This window comes from Caulobacter sp. GW821-FHT09A05 (assembly GCF_059418465.1).
In genome coordinates this window covers 261,937-280,593 of the sequence record NZ_JBWKPX010000005.1, presented here as the reverse complement: position 1 = coordinate 280,593, position 18,657 = coordinate 261,937, and the positions used below count along the sequence as shown (strand labels likewise).

Below are 18,657 nucleotides of genomic sequence, written 5' to 3'. Positions count from 1 at the left end.
GAAAGGGGGGTGGCTTGATGGGATGTAGACCCATGCCGCACGACCACGCCGACCACGATCATCACGACCACGATCACCACGCGCATGGCCCCGGCCATTCGCACGGCCACGACCACGGCCACCACCACCACGGTCCCGGCGGCCACAGCCATGCGCCGAAGGACTTCGGCCGGGCCTTCGCGATCGGCGCGACCCTGAACATCGGCTTCGTGATCGCCGAGACCATCGCCGGCCTGATGACCCACTCGCTGGCCCTGCTGGCCGACGCCGGCCACAATCTCTCGGACGTGCTGGGTCTGTTCATGGCCTGGGGCGCGGTGGTGCTGGCCAAGACGGCGCCGGCCGGGCGCCGCACCTACGGCCTGCGCAAGGGCACGATCCTGGCCTCGCTGACCAACGCCGTGGTGCTGCTGGTGGCGGTCGGGGCCATCGCCTGGGAGGCCGTGCGCCGCTTCGCCGACCCGCAGCCGATCCAGACCGGGCCGGTGATGATCGTCGCGGCCATCGGCATCGCCATCAACACCGCCACGGCCCTGATGTTCATGCGGGGCTCCAAGGAGGACCTGAACGTCCGCGGGGCCTTCCTGCACATGGCCGCCGACGCCGCCATCTCGGCTGGGGTGGTGGTCGCCGCCGCCGCCATGTGGGCCACCGGCTGGCTGTGGCTGGACCCGGTGGTCAGCCTGGGCATCGTGGCGGTGATCGTGCTGGGCACCTGGGGCCTGCTGCGCGACTCGCTGGACCTGGCCCTGGACGCCGCCCCGCGCGGCATCGACCCCAAGGCGGTCAAGGCCTGGCTGGCTGGGCGGCCCGGCGTGACCGAGGTCCACGACCTGCACATCTGGGCGATGAGCACCACCGAGACGGCCATGACCGCCCACCTGGTCCGCCCCGAGAACCCGGACAACGACCAGTTCCTGCACGAGATCTGCGGCGAGATGGCCGGGCGCTTCAAGATCGGCCACGTCACCATCCAGGTCGAGAGCGGCGGCGTGGCCACCTGCCACCTGGCCGGCGCGGACGCGGTGTGAGCCTTCCCCTATCCCTGGCCCTGTACCGGGCGGCCACCACCGTCCTGGAGCCGTTCGCGCCCCTGCTGCTGGACCGCCGCGCCAAGGCCGGCAAGGAGGACCGCGCGCGGCTGCACGAGCGGCTAGGCCGGCCGAAGACGGCGCGTCCGGAGGGCCGGCTGGTCTGGCTGCACGGGGCCAGCGTGGGCGAGAGCCTGTCGATCCTACCCCTGGTCGAGCGTCTGCGCGCCGAGCGGCCGGAGGTCGCGGTGCTGGTCACCTCCGGCACCGTGACCTCGGCCGAGCTGCTGGCCCGCCGTCTGCCCGCCGGGGCCGTCCACCAGTTCCTGCCGGTCGACACGCCCGGCGGCGCCCGGCGGTTCCTGGACCACTGGCGACCGGACCTGGCGGTGTTCGTCGAGAGCGAGCTGTGGCCCAACCTGCTGCTAGCCGCCAAGGCGCGCGGGGTGAAGCTGGCCCTGGTCTCGGCCAAGCTGTCGGACAGGAGCTACGACGGCTGGCGGGCGCGGCCGTTCGCGGCCTTCGAGCTGTTCGGCGGCTTCGACCTGATCCTGGCCCAGGACGGGCGCGCGGCCGAGCGCCTGTCCAGCCTGGGCGGGACCGTGGCCGGCGAGGCCGACCTGAAGTTCGGCGCGGCCCCGCTGCCGGTCGACGCCGCCGCCCTGGCCAGCCTACGCGTGCGGCTCAGCGACCGGCCGCTGCTGCTGGCCGCCAGCACCCATCCGGGCGAGGACGAGGTCGTGCTGGCGGCCTGGCGCGCCCTGCCGGCCCATGGCGGCGACGGGCGTCCGCGCCTGGTGATCGTCCCGCGCCATCCCGAGCGCGGCCCGGTCATCGCCGACAGGGCCCTGGCCGCCGGCGCCACCACCTGCCTGCGCAGCCGCGAGCCCGACGACTCGGCCGAGGTCATCGTCGCCGACACCCTGGGCGAACTGGGCCTGTGGTACCGGCTGGCCGACCTGGCCCTGGTGGCCGGCAGCCTGGTGGAAGGGATCGGCGGCCACAATCCGCTGGAGCCGGCGCGGCTGGACTGCCCGATCGCCTCCGGCCCGCATGTCGAGAACTGGCTGACCGCCTATGCCGACCTGCGCGACGCCGACGGCGTGACCTTCGCCGACGCCTCGGTGCTGGGCCCGCGCCTGGCCGACCTGCTGGCCCGGCCCGACCTGCTGCGATCGCGGGCGGACCACGCCCGGGCCTTCGTCGCCCGCCGCGACGCCGAGGCCCGGGCGGGCCTGGACCGCATCCTGCGCCTGCTCGACGCGGAGGCGCGGGCATGAAGCTGGCGACCCCGCGCTGGTGGTATCGCCGCGACGGCGCCCCCAGCCCCCTGACCCGGGCCCTGCTGACCCCGCTGTCGTGGATCTGGGCCGCCCAGACCGCCCGCCGCATCGCCCGGACCCAGCCGCGCGGCGCCGACTGCGCGGTGCTCTGCGTCGGCAACTTCACGGTCGGCGGGGTGGGCAAGACGCCGATCGTCCGCGAGCTGCTGCTGACCCTGACCCAGCGCGGCCGCCGCGCCCACGGCCTGTCGCGCGGCTATGGCGGCCGGCTGAAGGGCCCGGTCCAGGTCGACCCAGCGCGCCACACCGCCCGCGACGTCGGCGACGAGCCGCTGATGCTGGCCCAGGACTTCCCGATCTGGGTGTCGCGCGACCGGGTGCTGGGGGCGCGCCGGGCCGCCGCGGCCGGGGCCGAGGTGGTGGTCATGGACGACGGCCACCAGAACCCCGACCTGCGCAAGACCCTGTCGCTGGTGGTGGTCGACGGCGAGACCCGCGAGGACGAATGGCCGTTCGGCGACGGCAAGGTGTTCCCGGCCGGGCCGATGCGCGAGCCGCTGGCGGCCAGCCTGGCCCGCACCGACGCGGTGATCGTGCTGCTGCCGGACGACCTGCCGGCGGCCGCCCCCGACCTGCTGGCCCTGTTCGGCGACACCCCGGTGCTGACCGCCCGCCTGGAGCCCGCCGCCCCGCCGCCCAAGGGCCGCCAGGTCGGCTTCGCCGGCATCGGCAAGCCGTGGAAAGTGGAGCGGGCCCTGAAGGCGGCCGGCTGCCACCTGGTCGACTTCGCGCCCTATCCGGACCATGGCGACTATGACGAGGCGACGCTGAAGTTCCTGGCCGACCGCGCGGCGGCCTACAGCGCCGGGCTGGTGACCACCGAGAAGGACTGGGTGCGCCTGCCCCAGGCCTGGCGCGACCGGGTCACGCCCTGGCCGGTGCGGGCGCGGTTCGAGGACGAGGCGGCGCTGGGGAAGTTGCTGGAGAGCGTGGGGCTGTGATCACTTGCCCCCTACGGATCGCTTCGCGATCGTCTTCCCCCAGAGGGGGAAGAGCCTAAACACGCGAGGCTCCGCCCCCTATGGGGGCGGACAGACCGCGAAGCGGTCAGGTGGGGGCAGGTGTTCGCCCCTCAAGCCCCCGCCTTCCTGGCGAACGCCCACGCCCCCCGCGCCAGCACCGGCACCCGCGCCTCCATCTGTTCGGCGTGGGCGCTGGCGGCGGTGCCGTCGCGCACCCGGCCGACGATGCCCTGGCAGATGCCCGCCAGGCGGAACAGGTTGTAGCTGAAGTACCAGTCCAGGTTCGGCAGGCCGTCGCGGCCGGTCAGCCGGCAGTACTGGGCCACGGCCTCCTCGATGGTGGGCACGCCATAGGCGGTCAGGTCGGCGATCTCGGCCAGGCCGCCGCGCTGGTCGGACGGCATCACCCAGTTCATCAGGAAGTAGCTGAAGTCGGCCAGGGGGTTGCCCAGGGTCGACAGCTCCCAGTCCAGCACCGCCGCCACCTTCGGCTCGGTGGGGTGCAGGATCATGTTGTCCAGCCGATAGTCGCCATGGACGATCGAGGTCTGGTCGTCGGCCGGGCAGGTGGCCGGCAGCCAGGCGATCAGCCGGTCCATGTCCTCGATCACCTTGGTCTCGGACGCCTTGTACTGCTTGGTCCAGCGGTCGATCTGGCGGGCGAAGTAGTTGCCGGGCTTGCCGTAGTCGGCCAGGCCCACGGCCGCGTAGTCGACGGTGTGCAGCGCCGCCAGGGTGGCGATCTCGGCCTCGTAGATCGCCCGCCGCTCGGCCGGCGCGTAGTCGGGCAGGGTCCCGTCCCACAGGATCCGGCCTTCGACATTGTCCATCACGTAGAAGATCGTGCCGATCACATCCTCGTCCAGGCACAGGGCGTAGGCCTTGGCGACGGGGAAGCCAGCCTTGTTCAGACCCGAGATCACCTTGAACTCGCGGTCGACGGCGTGGGCGCTGGGCAGCAGCTTGCCCGGCGGCTTGCGGCGCAGGACGTACTTCCTGCCGGGCGTGACCAGCTGGTAGGTCGGGTTGGACTGGCCGCCCTTGAACTGACGCACCTCCAGCGGGCCCTGGTAGCCCTCGACATGGGCCTCCAGCCAGGCCGCCAGCCGGCCCTCGTCGATGGCGTGGCGCGGGTCGACGGGCTTGGTCCCGGAATTGAGGTCCTGGACGGACGGTTCGGCCGCGGCCATGCGCTTGCTCCCCAACGCTTGTTTGAATGAACATTAGAGCCTGGGCGCCGCGACGCAACCCTCCAGCTGCGGGCCGCATGGCGGCGGGCGGCATCCTGGTGGAGGTGGCGCACCGACCGTAGCCCCCTCCGTTGTCATCCCGGAAAGCGCGCAGCGCTTGTCCGGGACACAGGGGAACCGCAAGGCCTTAGCCCAGTCCCCTGGGTCTCGGACAGCCCCTGCGGGGCTTCCGGGATGACAACGATTAAAGCTTAGGAGTCAGGACAGGCGCCTGTCCCCGGCCGGTCAGTGCTGGCTCAGCGCCCGCCAGCCGATGTCGGTGCGGTAGAACCCGCCCTCCAGCGACACCGTGCCCAGGGCGGCGTAGGCCACGTCGCGGGCCTCGTGCAGGGTCGCGCCCAGGGCGCAGACATTGAGCACCCGGCCGCCGGCCGCCACCAGGCGGCCCTCGGCGTCGCGGGCGGCGCCGGCGTGGAAGATCACCGCCTCGCCGCCGAACTCGCTGTCGGCGCCCTGGATCAGGCCGCCGGTCACCGGCGCGTCGGGATAGCCCTGGGCCGCCAGCACCACGCAGATCGCCGCCTCTTCGCGCCAGACCGGCGGCGCGGCGGAGGCCAGCTGGCCCTTGGCCGCGGCCAGCAGCAGCGGCACGAGGTCGCTTTCCAGCCGCAGCATCAGGGTCTGGCACTCGGGATCGCCGAAGCGGGCGTTGTACTCGACCAGCCTGGGCCCCTGCTCGGTCAGCATCAGCCCGGCATAGAGCACGCCGACATAGGGACAGCCCTCGGCGGCCATGCCGGCCACGGTGGGCTCGACCAGCTCGCGCCAGGCCTGGTCGACCAGGGCCTGGGTCAGCACCGGCGGCGGCGAATAGGTGCCCATGCCGCCGGTGTTGGGGCCCACGTCGCCGTCATAGGCCCGCTTGTGGTCCTGGGCCGCGCCGAACAGCACGGCGGTCTTGCCGTCGCAGATCGCGAACAGCGAGGCTTCCTCGCCGTGCATGAACTCCTCGATCACCACCCGCGCCCCGGCCGAGCCAAAGCGGCCGCCCAGCATGTCCAGCACGGCGGCGTCGGCCTCCGCCCGGTCGGCGGCGATCACCACGCCCTTGCCGGCCGCCAGGCCGTCGGCCTTGATCACGAACGGCGCTTCCAGGGTGTCGAGGAAGGCCCCGGCCGAGGCCGCGTCGGTGAACACGCCATAGGCCGCGGTCGGCAGGCCGTGGCGCTGGCAGAAGTCCTTGGTGAAGGCCTTGCTGGTCTCCAGCCGCGCGGCCTGGGCGCTGCCGCCGAAACAGGGGATGCCGGCCTTGGCCAGTTCGTCGGCCAGCCCGGCCTCCAGCGCCGATTCAGGACCGACCACCACCAGGTCGGCGGCGATCTCCCGGGCCAGGGCGACCAGGCCCGCCACGTCGGTGGCCTTGACGGCGCGCAGCTCGGCGACCTGCTCGATCCCCGGATTGCCCGGTGCGGCGACCAGGCGGCCGCACAGCGGCGACTGGGCGATCTTCCAGGCCAGGGCGTGCTCGCGCCCGCCGGACCCGACGAGCAGGATGTTCAGCTTTTCCATGAGGCCGGGGTGTCGCGCGGGGGAGCCCTGGGGTCAAGGCGGGTCGTGCGTGGCGAAAGTTATCCACAGGGTCGCGATCGGGGACGCGCCCGCGCGGCGCGCGGCCCCCTCCGGCCCTTCGGGCCACCTCCCCCAGAGGGGGAGGATCTATCGAGGCGCGGATGCTCCCCCTCTGGGGGAGCTGTCGGCGAAGCCGACTGAGGGGGTTTATCCCCGCGAAATCCGGATCCGTCCTCAACAAAATCAACGCGCTACACGAAAACGCACGTTTCCTGTCCCCACCCTCCGGGGCGGGCGCACACTCGTGTCATGACCCAGCCCCAACACACCCCCGCCCCGTCCCTGGCCTGGTGCCAGGCCCTGCAAGCCAAGCTCATGACCGCCCTCGACGCGGCCTGGGCGACCCTCGAGCGCAGCAATGACCCCGCCGAGATCCGAAGGGTCCGCGAACGGGCCAGGGCCATCGGCGACCTGGCCGCCCAGGCCCGCAAGGTGGCGCTGATCACGCCCAGGGAGCCGAAGGCCGACGCCAATGTCGCCGCCAAGGCCGAGATGCTGGCCCGGGTCATGGCCCCCGGCCTGGCCGCCGAGGCCCTGGTCGCCGCCCGCGCCCCCGCCGCCGCCCAGGCCGAGCTCTCCCGCCGCGCGCTGGACAAGCTGAAGGGCGGCGGCCGCGCGCGGCTGTGAGCGTTCTAAAACACCGCTCATCCCGGCGAACGCCGGGACCCAGATCCCCTAGCGGTGTGGCGGATTGGAAAGACTCAGCGCTCTTGGCGTCAGCCCCAAAGCCATTCCATCTGGGTCCCGGCATTCGCCGGGATGAGCGGAGGAAGAGGAACGCGGCGGTCTCGTTATCCGCCCGCCCGCAGCGGCGAGGCCTCGCCTTAAAGCCTTGGAGGCGAGCCTGCTCATTTAAGATCAGACCCATTCGGGGCGGATGGGGCTTACGCCACCGGACGTTTCGAACTTCCGTTCGGGGTGGTTGCCAAGCTATGGGCGCAATACCCTTCGAGCGTATTTCAAGCTAGGCTTTAGTTGCGCCATCTCAGTGGGGACTTGAATGTCTGTAGGGTTGCTTCTTGCCGCCGCGCTCACCGCGTCGCCACCTCAAGGCGGGGTGCTGCCGGGAGAGGCCGCTGCCTACGACGCCATGTTGGCCAGTCGGGCACGATCAGCGAACGATTTATTCGCCGGCGTCGCCTGCGCCGACGCCAGGGTCGAAGCCATCTCGACGAGACCATGGAAGATCATGGGCCAACCCGACCTGATCGTCTGGCGTGAAAAAGTGCGCGTCACGGGCTGCGGCCATACAGCTGTCGAGAACGTCAATATCGGTCGTGTAGGTGGCTCTCCACCGTGGCGAATGACCACGGGCCTTCCGGGAGAAAGCCTTGCGGAAATGGACCTCCAGGCCTCCACATTTCCGGCGGCGGTCGCCGAAGCCAGGATGGGATTGGCCGCCGAATGCCAGTCGGTGTCGCTGAACGACGTGTATGTAGCAGCGCTTCCTGGCGGTGTTGATATTTCGCCGCCGGATGCTCTCCCCCCCTCAGGCCCACGGGCGCCGCCCCGCGGTCAGCCTGCCGGACACCGCCAAGCCCATGTTGGACAAGCTCGCCCTGTCCGACGCGTGGATGGAGGTCTGGCCCTTCAACATATGCGGGCACGATCGCACGCTTGGTGTGATTTTCATCCCATCGAAGGATCATTCGGCGAGCGTCCGCCTGTTCATGCCCATCTGGCAACAGGTTGAAGCCAACGGCCCTGGCGCGCGACCGGCCGCCGTCGCGCCGCCCGAATAGGCGAACACATCAAGGTCCAACTGGGGTCGCGAGCAGTCGTTGACGCCCGTCCCGAAAGCCGACGCCCCCGCCCAACCTCAGTCCGGCCACAGATCCTGCACGTCCCCCTTGCGGTTGAGCATGTGCGTGGCCCGCTTGATCAGCGTCAGCAGCCGCTCGCGCCGGCCGTCGCTGTCATAGGTCAGGGACGCCCGCGCCAGGCCTTCCAGCATGAACCTCGCCAGGTCGCGGCTGGCCTGGAAGCGCGGGCCGGCGCCGGCGTGGAGGATCTTCAGGAAGTGGTCGCCGGCCTGGGCGCGGTCGAACTCGGCCTGGGCCGGGGCCAGCAGGGCCTGGACCGCCGGATCGGTGCGGCCGGCCGCCTCCAGCTCGGCGAAGGCCAGGAACGGCACGGTGTGCAGCAGGTCCCAGTAGCTGTCGATCGCGTGCTCGGTGACGTCGGCGCCGGGGGGCAGGCCGTCGGCGGCGGCGCGGAACAGGGCCGAGCGCTCGGCCTGGACGTGGGCCACGGCCGCCTCGACCAGGGCCTCGCGGGTGGGGAAGTGGTAGAGCATCGCCCCGCGCGTCAGCCCCGCCGCGTCGGCGATCACCGGATTGGTCGCCTCATGGTAGCCGATCTCGGCGATCAGGCGCATCGCCTGGTCGAGAATCCGCGCCCGGGTCTTCAACGACTTGGGCGTATCCTTGGCGAGGCGGGCGGCGTCCATGACCCTGATCTAGTCCAAAGCCATGTTGCGCTGCAACAGCCCAGGGCCCGCGCGGCTTCGCCTCGACCGGCAAGATCGATCCGATGGTGAAAATTCGGGCGTTGGTGCGGCGCGGCGTCGCGTCGCGGACGCAGGGCGTTTCACGAAAGCGACATGCAATCAGCTTAATCGCCGCCCTGAGCGCTCCGACAGGACCGGGGCCGCGACCGGTCCGGGGGGACCGGCTTGGAACGCCGACCAGACCGCCGGAGGGGCAAGCCATGGTCACCGACACCGACATCGAAATCCGCCGCTACCGCTCGATCTTCATCAGCGACGTGCACCTGGGCACCCGCGGCTGCCAGGCCGAACTGCTGCTCGACTTCATCCGCCACGTCGAGTGCGACCGGCTCTACCTGGTGGGCGACATCATCGACGGCTGGAAGCTGCGCAGCGGCTGGTACTGGCCCCAGAGCCACAACGACGTGGTGCAGAAGATCCTGCGCCTGGCGCGCAAGGGCGTGGAGGTGATCTACGTGCCCGGCAACCACGACGACCGGGTGCGCGACTTCTGCGGCGTCCACTTCGGCGGGGTGGTGGTGGCCCGCGACATGATCCACGAGGCGGCCGACGGCAAGCGCTACCTGGTGGTGCACGGCGACGAGTTCGACGGGGTGGTGCAGCACGCCAAGTGGCTCGCCTTCCTGGGCGATTGGTCCTATAGGACCATCCTGATGCTGAACACCTTGCTCAACCGCGCGCGTCGGAAGCTGGGGTTCGGCTACTGGAGTCTTTCGGCCTATCTGAAGGTCAAGGTGAAGAACGCGCTGCAATTCATCGAGAATTTCGAGGCCGCGGTCGCCGACGAGGCGCGCCGGCGGGGCGTCGACGGCGTGATCTGCGGCCACATCCACAAGGCCGAGATGCGCGAGATCGACGGCGTGCTCTATGTGAACGACGGCGATTGGGTGGAAAGCTGCACCGCGCTCGTGGAACATATGGACGGACGGCTCGAAATCCTGGAATGGTCCAAGCTTAGGTCCTGGTCGGTGATCGACCGGGCAAGGGCGCTCACCGTCGAGCCCCCGATAGCGGAGCCTGCCGCCGCCTGATGCGGATACTACTCGCCACAGATGCTTGGGAACCGCAGGTCAACGGCGTGGTTCGGACCCTCACCAAGGTGATGGCCGAGCTGAAGGCCATGGGCCATGAGGTCGACGTCGTCAGCCCCGACCAGTTCCCCACCTTTCCGCTGCCGACCTATCCGGAGATCAAGCTGGCCATCGGCGCCTACGAGCCGGTGATGGAGCGCTTCAAGTCGTTCGAGCCCGAGGCGATCCACATCGCCACCGAGGGCCCGATCGGCCTGGCCGCCCGCCGCATCTGCCTGGAATGGAAGCTGCCGTTCACGACCAGCTATCACACGCGATTCCCCGAATACGTGTCGGCCCGCCTGCCGCTGCCGCTGTCGGCCGGCTACACCTACATGCGCTGGTTCCACAAGCCGTCGGGCCGGCTGATGGTGGCCACCCCGACCATGCGCGACGAGCTGGTCCGCCACGGCTTCCGCAACATCTCGCCCTGGACGCGCGGCGTCGACACCGACGTGTTCCGCCCGCGCCAGGCGGGCGAGCCGGACGTGTTCGAGGGCCTGGCCCGGCCGATCTTCCTCAATGTCGGCCGCGTGGCCGTCGAGAAGAACATCGAGGCCTTCGCGGGCCTGGACCTGCCCGGCACCACCGTGATCGTCGGCGACGGCCCGCAACGCGAGGAGCTGGCCGAGAAGTACCCGAACGTGGTGTTCGCCGGGGCCAAGTTCGGCGACGAACTGGCCCGCTATTTCGCCTGCGCCGACGTCTTCTGCTTCCCGTCCCTGACCGACACCTTCGGCCTGGTGATCCTGGAGGCCATGGCCGCCGGCGTGCCGGTGGCGGCGTTCTCGGCCCCGGGGCCGATCGACATCATCCCCGGCTCGGGGGCCGGCGTACTGGCCCCGGGCCAGGCCGACGGCCTGCGCGAGGCCTGCCTGGCGTGCCTGGACATCGACCACGGGACGGTGCGCAAATTCGCCGAGGGCTTCTCGTGGCGCGCCTGCGCCGAGGAGTTCTACAAGAACCTGCAGCCCTATCCCGAGCCGGAAAAGACCCGCTTCTGGCGCCGGCTGCGGCGGCTGGCGCGGCTGCGAAGGAAGCCGGCGGCCTAGGAACGCCGTCCACTTGCCCCCTACGGGTCGCTTCGCGACCGTCTTCCCCCAGAGGGGGAAGAGCGCTCCGCCCCCTCTGGGGGCGGACAGACCGCGAAGCGGTCAGGTGGGGGCAAGTAGGATCCCCCGCCCCCCTAGTTCCCCACCGCCTTGCTCCCGTCGACCACGAACCGCGCCTCGACCCCCGCCGCTTTCTCGAGCCCCGGCCGCGCCATCGGCTGGCCGCCGCCGATCCACAGCTTGACCGGCCCCGCCGCGATCGAGCGCGCGCCGTCCGGCCCCACCACGCTCATCGCCGCGCCGTCCAGCGCGAACCGCACCCGGCGGGTCTCGCCGGCCTTCAGGCGGACGCGCTGGAAACCTTGCAGCGACCGGACCGGCGCGCCCGGGACGTCACGCGAGACGTAGAGCTGCACCACCTCGTCGCCGTCCCGCGCCCCGCTGTTGGTGACGTCGACCGAGACGGTCTGGGCCTCGCCGGCCTTCACCGCCGCCCGTTCCAGCACCGGCTTGCCATAGGCGAACCGCGTGTAGCTGAGGCCATGGCCGAACGGATACAGCGCCTCGCCGGCGAAATAGCGATAGGTGCGGCCGGCCATGCCGTAGTCCTTGAACGGCGGCAGCTGGTCGGCCGAGCGGTAGAAGGTCACGGGCAGGCGGCCCGACGGGCTGAAGTCGCCCGCCAGCAGGCCGGCGACGGCGCGGCCGCCCTCGCCGCCCGGATACCAGGCCTCGACGATCGCCGGCAGGTGGGCGTCGGCCCAGTTCACGCCCAGCGCCGAGCCGTTCATCAGCACCAGGACGATGGGCTTGCCGACGGCGCCCAGGCGCTCCAGCAGCCCCTGCTGGGCCGCGGGCAGGTCGAGGCTGGTGCGGTCGCCGCCCGCGAAGCCCTTGGCCCGCACCGACATCTCCTCGCCTTCCAGCCTGGCGGTCAGCCCGCCGACGAAGACCACCAGGTCGGCCTCCCGGGCGGCCGCCACGGCGGCGTCGGCCCCACGGCTGGGCCGGCTCCATTGCAGGCGCAGGTCGCCGCGCGAACCGGACTGGTTGGCCTCGACGACGATGGCGTGGGCCTGGCCGGCGTTCAGGACCGCCTCGCCGTCGGGCGCGGAGTCGGGGGCCCGCGTCCAGGCGTCGACGACGGTCCTGCCGTCGACGATCACCCGATAGCCGCCCTCGCCGCTGACCGAGAAGCGGTGAACGCCGGTCTCGGTGGGGACCAGGACCCCGGTCCAGCGCATCGAGGTCCGGCGCTCCTGGCGCTGGGGCCGTCCCCAGCCGAAGCTGACATTGGCCGCCGCTTCGGTCGACGTCGCCGGCCCGGCCAGGTCCAGGCCCTGGAAGGTCTGAACCTTCAGGTCCTTCAGCGCCGAGTCCGGCACGGCCTCGCGCGGCGCCTCGGTCCAGCCGCTGCCCTCGACGGCGTCGATCCGGGCGTTCGGGAACCGCTCGCGCAGGCCCGCCAGCACGGTCACCGGCCTGGACGGCGTGCCGTTGTAGTTGCCGACCAGGGCGTCGACGCTGTCGGCGTTGGGCCCGATCACCGCGATCCGGGCCGGCGCCGTCTTCAGCGGCAGCAGGCCGTCGTTCTTCAGCAGCACCAGCGAGGCCCTGGCCGCCTCCAGCGACAGGGCGCGGTGCTCGGGCGTGTCGTTCTGGGCGGCGGCGATCCTGAAATAGGGGACCTTCTCGGGCGGATCGAACAGGCCCAGCTTCAGGCGGGCGACGAACAGCCGCCGGATCGCCTGGTCGAGCTGGGCTTCGCCGACCAGGCCGTGGCGGACCGCGTCGACGATCGGCGCGATGTCGCTGCTCTTGTCCGGCCCGAACTCGCCGCAGAACAGGTCGGTCCCGGCCTTCAGGCTGACGGCGGCCGCCTGCTCGGCGGTCTTCACATAGCCGTGCGAGGTGGGCAGGAAGACGTCGGCGATGGCCGCGCAGTCCGAGACCACATGGCCGGAAAAGCCCCAGTCGCGCCGCAGCCGGTCGGCCAGCAGGGCGGTGTTGGCGCAGGCCGGAACCCCGTCGACGGCGTTGTAGGCGCACATCACCGCCTCGACCCTGGCCCGGGTCACCAGGGCCTTGAAGGCCGGCAGGTAGGTGTCCTCCAGGTCGTGGGCCGAGGGATGGATGTCGTCGCGATGGCGGTCGGCCTCGGGGCCGCTGTGGACCGCGAAGTGCTTGGCCGTGGCCGCGGTCTTGTAATAGGTCGGGTCGTCGCCCTGCAGGCCGGTGGCGAAGGCCACGCCCAGCTCGGCCGTCAGGTGCGGATCCTCGCCCCAGGTCTCCTGGCCCCGGCCCCAGCGCGGGTCGCGGAAGATGTTGATGTTGGGCGACCAGACGGTCAGGCCGCGATACTGGGCCGAGCCGCCGTCGGGGGCGCGCGTGGCGACGTACTTGGCGCGGAACTCGGTGGCGATGGTGTCGGCGACGGCATGGATCATCGGCGCGTCCCAGGTGGCGGCCATGCCGATGGCCTGCGGGAACACCGTCGCCTCGCCCGCCCGGGCCACGCCGTGCAGCCCTTCGCTCCACCAGTTGTAGGCCGGCACGGAAAGGCGCGGGATGGCGGGGGCGGCGTGCTTCAACTGGCCGGCCTTCTCCTCCAGGGTCATGGCCGAGACCAGGGCGGCGGCGCGGGCCTCCGGCTTCAGGGACGGATCCAGGAACGCGGCCGGCGCCTGGGCGCGCGCCGCCCCGGCGGCCGCCAGGGCCAGGACCAGGGCCAGGACGCCGCCGGACGGAATGATCACTGGAGCCTTCATGCGTTTCCCCTCGTCGCGCGACCCTTGCAGGGTCGTCTCGTCGCCGGTGCGACACCGGTGTCAGAGAACATTTAGACACAGGCCGGGGATCGGGAACAGCAAAAAGGTACCGGTACCTTCATGGCGCCGGACGCGTCGGCCCTATCCCGCCAGCCAGGCCACGGCGCGCCGGACCAGGGCGACCAGGCCCGCGCCGAGCGCCGCCGCCAGCACCCCGGCCGGGACCAGCATCAGCAGGCTTCCCCAATTCAGGCCGCCGGCGGTGCGGGCCGCGATCAGGGCCAGGGCCAGCACCAGGGCGGCGAGGCCCACGGCCGCCCACAGGCCCGCCCGCGCGCCGGGCCGACGCGGCGCGCCCTGCCAGCGCACGAGGCCGCCGTTCCCGCGCCAGGGCCCGATCCGCCTGGACCCTTCGCCGCGGGACCGCCGCCGCCGTCCGGTCGAGGACGTCATCGGCGGAGCGCCTCGATGATCCGGCAACACACGCTCCAGCCCTCGCCGCCGCGATCGGTGAAGTCGGTGACCACCAGTTCGTAGACCTCGCCGTCCTGGCTGAGCGTGCAGAGGTCGCCCACCCGCATCGGCCGGGCGTGGCGCGAGCGGATATGGGCCTCGCGCAGGGTGATCAGGTTGTCGCACAGCAGTTCGTAGTCCTGCGACCCGAACGGCGAGGCCGGGACGGGGGCGCGCTTGGCCATCAGCCTGGGGCCCGGGCCATCAGAGGCGCGACTTGCGGGCCGCGTACTTGGCGTCGCGCCGGTCCTTGGCCTCGGCCGCGGTCGGCGCCTTGGCCCGCTTGCGCGCGGCCCGCTGCTCGGCCGCGGCGGTCGCTTCGGCGGCGGCCGCGTCGGCCGCGCCCTGCCTGACCTTCCGGACCGCCTGGCGTTCGGCGCGCACGGCCTTCAGCTCGGCCGCCGCCTCGACGCCGCGCTCGGCGAACAGCGGATCGGCCACCGCCGGCCGGGGCTTGAACTTGGCCAGCAAGGCCTGCCTGGCCTCGGCGGCGGCCTTCAGCCGATCGGTCAGGCTGGCGCCCTTGGTCTCGGTCATGGCGATCAGGTCTTCGTGCCGCGCAGGGCGTCGGGATCGATGGGCCGGGGCCGCGTGGGCTGGCCGCCCGTCGAGCGGGGGTCGTTCAGGCCCTTGGGGCCCGAGGGCCGGGTTCCGGGATAGGTCTTCATGGGCGATGTCCTTCGATCGGAGGGAAAGGCGGCGGCTATTTCTTCTTGACGCCCAGCGGGGCCAGCAGGGTCGGCGCGGCGGCGGCGATCACCTTGGGCTTGGCGGTCTTGGGCTTGCGGACTTCGCGGTTGCCTTTGGACATGGATCGTTCCTTTTCGGGAAGAGGCGCGCGCGATCAGGCGCCCGGGCCGGACGGCCCGGCGCGACGCGCGCGGGGATGGCGATATCAGGGCCGCGAAGGGCGCTGGTCGTGGCGATTGACGGTCATGCGACCCCTTCCCGGGGTGCGTCGAGACGGCCCGCCAAGCGGACCGGGACTCGCCGGCGGCGCGTCCTAGCGCCTTGCGGGGAGCTTAGCACATCGCGGGATGGGGCGGTGGAAATACGGTGGGCGCGCCCGATCCGCCTATCCGCGCCGGAACAGCGCCGAACGCTTGGCCATGAACGCCGCGACCGCTTCGCGATGGTCGGCGCTGGCCACCAGGGCCGGCAGCTCCTCCTCGACATAGGACCGGCCGTCGACGACCCGCTTGGTGGCCTCCACCGCCAGGGGCGCGCGCGAGGCGATCCACTCGGCCAGGTGGAAGGCCTCGGGCAGGAGGCGCTCGGGCGCGTGGACGGCGGTGACGATCCCGTCGGCCAGGGCGCGCTCGGGACCGAACTGGGCGCCGGTCAGCAGGTGGGCCTTGGCCCGCGCCACGCCGATCAGCCGGGGCAGGCGCGCGACCGAGGCCATCAGCCCGATATTGACGCCCGAGGCGGCGAAGGCCGCCCGGTCGCTGGCCAGGCGGATGTCGCAGGCCAGGGCCAGCTCCAGCCCGCCGCCGAAGCACCAGCCGTCGATGGCGGCGATCAGCGGCGTGCGCAGGGCCTCGATCCAGTCCATCAGCCGGTTGAAGTTCTCGACCGCCGCCAGGGCGTCGGGCGCGGTGCGGCCCCTTTCTAGGCGTATGGCGGCCTCGCGCAGGTCGTCGCCGGCGCAGAACACCCCGCCCCGTCCGGTCAGCACCACCGCGCGCACCTCGTCGTCGGTGGCGATCTCGTCGAGGATCTTCACCAGCTGGGCCCGCATGCCCAGGCCCAGGGCGTTGGCCGGCGGGGCGTCCAGCTCCAGCAGCAGGATCGAGCCCGTGGGGCGGCTGACATGGATCATCGCGCTCATCGGCCGAACGTGGCGGATGAGGGCCCGTTTGGAAAGCTGAGCCGTTCTTTCCTCCGCTCATCCCGGCGGGTTGAAGAGAATGGGTCGTTTCATGCGCAACCATGCTGCGGCGCAGCAGATTCCCCCTTGCCAGATTTAAACGCTTGTCACAGCCTAGATCGCCGCTGTGATGAGATTTCCGTCACAGGGCCCATAATGACGGAGCGACGGCCGGTTTTACCCGCGCCGAACGATCCACGGAGCGCGGGGAACCGTTCGCGCGTTATGTTGCAGCGCCGAAGAGACCGGGGAGTGAGATGACCGACACGCTGGCCCAGACCGGAAGCCCGACCGAGCTGAAGGACCTCTACGAGATCGGCGAGATCCCGCCGGCCTTCCATGTGCCCAAGACCATGTACGCCTGGGCCATCCGCAAGGAGCGCCACGGCAAGCCGTCGCAAGCCATGCAGGTCGAGGTCGTGCCCACCTGGGAGATCGGCGAGGACGAGGTGCTGGTCCTGGTGATGGCCGCGGGGGTCAACTACAACGGCGTCTGGGCCGCCCTGGGCGAGCCGATCAGCCCGCTGGACGGCCACAAGCAGCCCTATCACGTGGCCGGGTCCGACGCCTCCGGGATCGTCTGGAAGGTGGGCGCCAAGGTCAAGCGCTGGAAGCCCGGCGACGAGGTGGTCATCCACTGCAACCAGGACGACGGCGACGACGAGGAGTGCAATGGCGGCGACCCGATGTTCTCGGCCAGCCAGCGCATCTGGGGCTACGAGACCCCGGACGGCAGTTTCGCCCAGTTCTGCCGGGTGCAGTCGCGCCAGCTGATGCCGCGCCCCCGGCACCTGACCTGGGAAGAGGCCGCCTGCTACACCCTGACCCTGGCCACCGCCTACCGCATGCTGTTCGGCCACAAGCCGCACGAGCTGAAGCCCGGACAGAACGTGCTGGTCTGGGGGGCCTCGGGCGGGCTGGGCGTCTTCGCCGTGCAGCTGGCCGCCGTGGTCGGGGCCAACGCCATCGGCGTGGTCAGCGACGACGACAAGATCGACTTCGTCAGGAGCATGGGCGCCAAGGCGGTGCTGAACCGCAAGGAGTTCAACTGCTGGGGCCAGCTGCCCAAGGTCAACGGCCCCGAATTCGCCGACTACATGAAGGAGAGCCGCAAGTTCGGCAAAGCCATCTGGCAGGTCACCGGCAACAAGGACGTCGACCTGGTGTTCGAGCACCCGGGCGAACAGACCTTTCCGGTCAGCGTGTTCGTGGTCAAGCGCGGCGGCATGGTGGCCATCTGCGCCGGCACCAGCGGCTTCAACCTGACCATGGACGCCCGCTTCCTGTGGATGCGCCAGAAGCGCGTCCAGGGCAGCCACTTCGCCAACCTGATGCAGGCCAGCGCCGCCAACCAGCTGGTCATCGACCGCCGGGTGGACCCCTGCCTGTCGGAAGTCTTCCCCTGGAACGACATCCCCGCCGCCCACGAGAAGATGCTCGCCAACCAGCACCTGCCCGGCAACATGGCCGTGCTGGTCTGCGCCCAGCGGCCTGGGCTGCGGACGTTCGAGGCCGTGGTGGAGCTGGGCGGGGGGCTGGGCTGAGATGTGCTCGCACGCCGTTCGCGCCCAAGGATGCAACTCAGGTTGCACCATGCTAGAGCTTCCCCCGTAGCTTGGGGAACAGTGTTGCGCTTCATCAGAGTCCTGGCCTGTTTGACCCTTTTCGGTCTGTCGGCCTGCGAGCCGGTCAAACCCAAACTGGCGACTGGCGCCGAATTCGTCGACGAGTTCCACACCCTTTGTCCGCGCGCCCTTCGCTCAGCCGACGACGCGCGCAACGCCTTCGCGGCGGCCGGCGCCTATAAGACGCGACCGGTTATGAACCTGTTCGTGCAGACCCATGCCGCACCCGCCGGCCTTCCGGGAGTCTCGCCTCTGGAACGCGGCGGCGTTCAATGGCGCTATGACGGCCGGCATTGGCTGGGCATCGCCAGTGTCACCGAGACGGTGACACCGGGCGGCGTAGAGATCCGCTGCAAGGTCCAGATCCCCACCGGCCAGGGCGAACTCGTCGACTGGCTGATGCAGTACAGCAGCGGGTCCCTGCCCGTGGCCGCGGACCTGAGCCACGGAGCGCGGGTCCTGCTGTTCAAAGACAACAACGCCAGACCCGAGGTCTCGGCCTACTATGTGCTTTGGCGCGACCTCCCAGCGGCCGCCTGGGGCGCCAAGCCGAGCCTGGTCCTGCAATATGTTGTGCGCACCGGCCCTGCCCATCGGGATCCCGTGATCTTCCAGACGCCGCAAACCGCGGCGCTGGCGCGCCTAGACCGTTATTGCGCCGATCCCGAGCCCGACGTGGTGGCGGCTCAGGTGTCGGCGAGCGGCAACGGCCAGCTCGACCCGGACTACGCGGCCGAAGACGCTCAATTTCGCCAGACGCGGCGATCACGGACGTGGATCATGCGCGACAGCGACGAATGGCGCCTACATACCAACCGTTCCGTCAATCCTGTCGCGCCGCTCGACCAGTGCGTTGTGCGCATGGCGGGGATGCACACAGCATCAATGATCGACGCCCTGGTCGATGACCCTCGCATGGCGCTGTTCAATGACGAGGTCTCGCGAGGTCAGCGGACTCTGGAGTTCCGTTTCCTGAAAGGAGACCGCACACTGCTCTATCAGACCAAGGCCGGCCCCGACGAGCCGATGAAGAGCCACAGCCTAACACTCGTAAAAGGCGCGGCAGCCTTGCGCGAGGCCACGGGCCACAACTGA

Annotated in this window: 18 protein-coding genes; 9 read left to right on the top strand and 9 right to left on the bottom strand. The window is 71.0% G+C overall.

Annotation, left to right across the window (positions count from 1 at the left end; all coding sequences use genetic code 11):
- Positions 1-32 precede the first annotated feature (32 nt).
- Genes AC07NX_RS07315 through lpxK form a run of 3 tightly spaced genes read left to right on the top strand, consistent with a single transcriptional unit; the run spans position 33 to position 3,315 of the window.
- Positions 33-1,031 carry a cation diffusion facilitator family transporter gene (locus tag AC07NX_RS07315; protein WP_494640398.1) on the top strand — a complete coding sequence of 333 codons (999 nt, stop codon included), beginning with the start codon at positions 33-35 and terminating at the stop codon, positions 1,029-1,031.
- The gene (locus AC07NX_RS07310; protein ID WP_494640396.1) at positions 1,028-2,311 is read left to right on the top strand and encodes a 3-deoxy-D-manno-octulosonic acid transferase; all 1,284 of its coding nucleotides are present in this window, start codon (positions 1,028-1,030) and stop codon (positions 2,309-2,311) included. The genes AC07NX_RS07315 and AC07NX_RS07310 overlap by 4 nt, the downstream gene beginning before the upstream one ends.
- The gene (lpxK, locus tag AC07NX_RS07305; protein WP_494640394.1) at positions 2,308-3,315 is read left to right on the top strand and encodes a tetraacyldisaccharide 4'-kinase; all 1,008 of its coding nucleotides are present in this window, start codon (positions 2,308-2,310) and stop codon (positions 3,313-3,315) included. Before AC07NX_RS07310 ends, lpxK begins: the two co-directional genes overlap by 4 nt.
- A 131-nt stretch (positions 3,316-3,446) precedes the next feature.
- On the opposite strand, the gene AC07NX_RS07300 is transcribed toward lpxK, so the two are convergent.
- Both AC07NX_RS07300 and purD read right to left on the bottom strand, forming a co-directional pair.
- Positions 3,447-4,526: a phosphotransferase family protein gene (locus tag AC07NX_RS07300; protein WP_494640392.1), complete on the bottom strand. Its 1,080-nt coding sequence runs from the start codon at positions 4,524-4,526 to the stop codon at positions 3,447-3,449.
- Between the two features lie 285 nt (positions 4,527-4,811).
- Entirely contained in the window at positions 4,812-6,095 is a 1,284-nt protein-coding gene (gene purD, locus AC07NX_RS07295) for a phosphoribosylamine--glycine ligase (protein ID WP_494640390.1), read from the bottom strand.
- Between the two features lie 309 nt (positions 6,096-6,404).
- Between purD and AC07NX_RS07290 the strand changes: the two genes are divergently transcribed.
- Both AC07NX_RS07290 and AC07NX_RS07285 read left to right on the top strand, forming a co-directional pair.
- Positions 6,405-6,782, top strand: coding sequence for a hypothetical protein (locus AC07NX_RS07290; RefSeq protein WP_494640388.1), 378 nt, complete (start codon positions 6,405-6,407; stop codon positions 6,780-6,782).
- A 914-nt stretch (positions 6,783-7,696) separates the two neighbouring features.
- Entirely contained in the window at positions 7,697-7,897 is a 201-nt protein-coding gene (locus AC07NX_RS07285) for a hypothetical protein (protein WP_494640386.1), read from the top strand.
- Positions 7,898-7,974: 77 nt separating this feature from the next.
- On the opposite strand, the gene AC07NX_RS07280 is transcribed toward AC07NX_RS07285, so the two are convergent.
- Positions 7,975-8,604 (bottom strand): TetR/AcrR family transcriptional regulator, encoded by a 630-nt coding sequence (locus tag AC07NX_RS07280; RefSeq protein WP_494640384.1) that lies wholly within the window; start codon positions 8,602-8,604, stop codon positions 7,975-7,977.
- Positions 8,605-8,864: 260 nt separating this feature from the next.
- On the opposite strand from AC07NX_RS07280, the gene AC07NX_RS07275 reads away from it, so the two are divergent.
- The gene (locus AC07NX_RS07275) at positions 8,865-9,695 is read left to right on the top strand and encodes a UDP-2,3-diacylglucosamine diphosphatase (RefSeq protein ID WP_494640382.1); all 831 of its coding nucleotides are present in this window, start codon (positions 8,865-8,867) and stop codon (positions 9,693-9,695) included.
- On the top strand, positions 9,695-10,786 hold the full coding sequence (locus AC07NX_RS07270) for a glycosyltransferase family 4 protein (RefSeq protein ID WP_494640380.1): 1,092 nt from the start codon (positions 9,695-9,697) through the stop codon (positions 10,784-10,786). Before AC07NX_RS07275 ends, AC07NX_RS07270 begins: the two co-directional genes overlap by 1 nt.
- A 134-nt stretch (positions 10,787-10,920) precedes the next feature.
- Here the strand turns inward: AC07NX_RS07270 and AC07NX_RS07265 are convergent, their stop codons facing one another.
- The 6 genes from AC07NX_RS07265 to AC07NX_RS07240 all read right to left on the bottom strand — a co-directional run bounded on the left by AC07NX_RS07265 (position 10,921) and on the right by AC07NX_RS07240 (position 15,898).
- Entirely contained in the window at positions 10,921-13,554 is a 2,634-nt protein-coding gene (locus tag AC07NX_RS07265) for a glycoside hydrolase family 3 C-terminal domain-containing protein (RefSeq protein ID WP_494640378.1), read from the bottom strand.
- 141 nt (positions 13,555-13,695) lie between these two features.
- A complete protein-coding gene (locus tag AC07NX_RS07260; protein ID WP_494640377.1) occupies positions 13,696-14,007 on the bottom strand; it encodes a hypothetical protein in 312 nt (103 codons plus the stop codon).
- Positions 14,004-14,252 (bottom strand): hypothetical protein, encoded by a 249-nt coding sequence (locus AC07NX_RS07255; protein ID WP_494640375.1) that lies wholly within the window; start codon positions 14,250-14,252, stop codon positions 14,004-14,006. The genes AC07NX_RS07260 and AC07NX_RS07255 overlap by 4 nt, the downstream gene beginning before the upstream one ends.
- A gap of 19 nt (positions 14,253-14,271) precedes the next feature.
- Positions 14,272-14,604, bottom strand: a complete 333-nt coding sequence (locus tag AC07NX_RS07250) for a DUF6481 family protein (RefSeq protein WP_494640374.1) — start codon at positions 14,602-14,604, stop codon at positions 14,272-14,274.
- A 5-nt stretch (positions 14,605-14,609) separates the two neighbouring features.
- Positions 14,610-14,735, bottom strand: a complete 126-nt coding sequence (locus AC07NX_RS07245) for a hypothetical protein (RefSeq protein ID WP_019848182.1) — start codon at positions 14,733-14,735, stop codon at positions 14,610-14,612.
- 407 nt (positions 14,736-15,142) lie between these two features.
- Positions 15,143-15,898, bottom strand: a complete 756-nt coding sequence (locus AC07NX_RS07240) for an enoyl-CoA hydratase/isomerase family protein (protein WP_494640371.1) — start codon at positions 15,896-15,898, stop codon at positions 15,143-15,145.
- 296 nt (positions 15,899-16,194) lie between these two features.
- Between AC07NX_RS07240 and ccrA the strand changes: the two genes are divergently transcribed.
- Positions 16,195-17,481 carry a crotonyl-CoA carboxylase/reductase gene (gene ccrA / locus AC07NX_RS07235; RefSeq protein ID WP_494640369.1) on the top strand — a complete coding sequence of 429 codons (1,287 nt, stop codon included), beginning with the start codon at positions 16,195-16,197 and terminating at the stop codon, positions 17,479-17,481.
- A gap of 84 nt (positions 17,482-17,565) precedes the next feature.
- Positions 17,566-18,657 carry a hypothetical protein gene (locus AC07NX_RS07230; protein WP_494640367.1) on the top strand — a complete coding sequence of 364 codons (1,092 nt, stop codon included), beginning with the start codon at positions 17,566-17,568 and terminating at the stop codon, positions 18,655-18,657.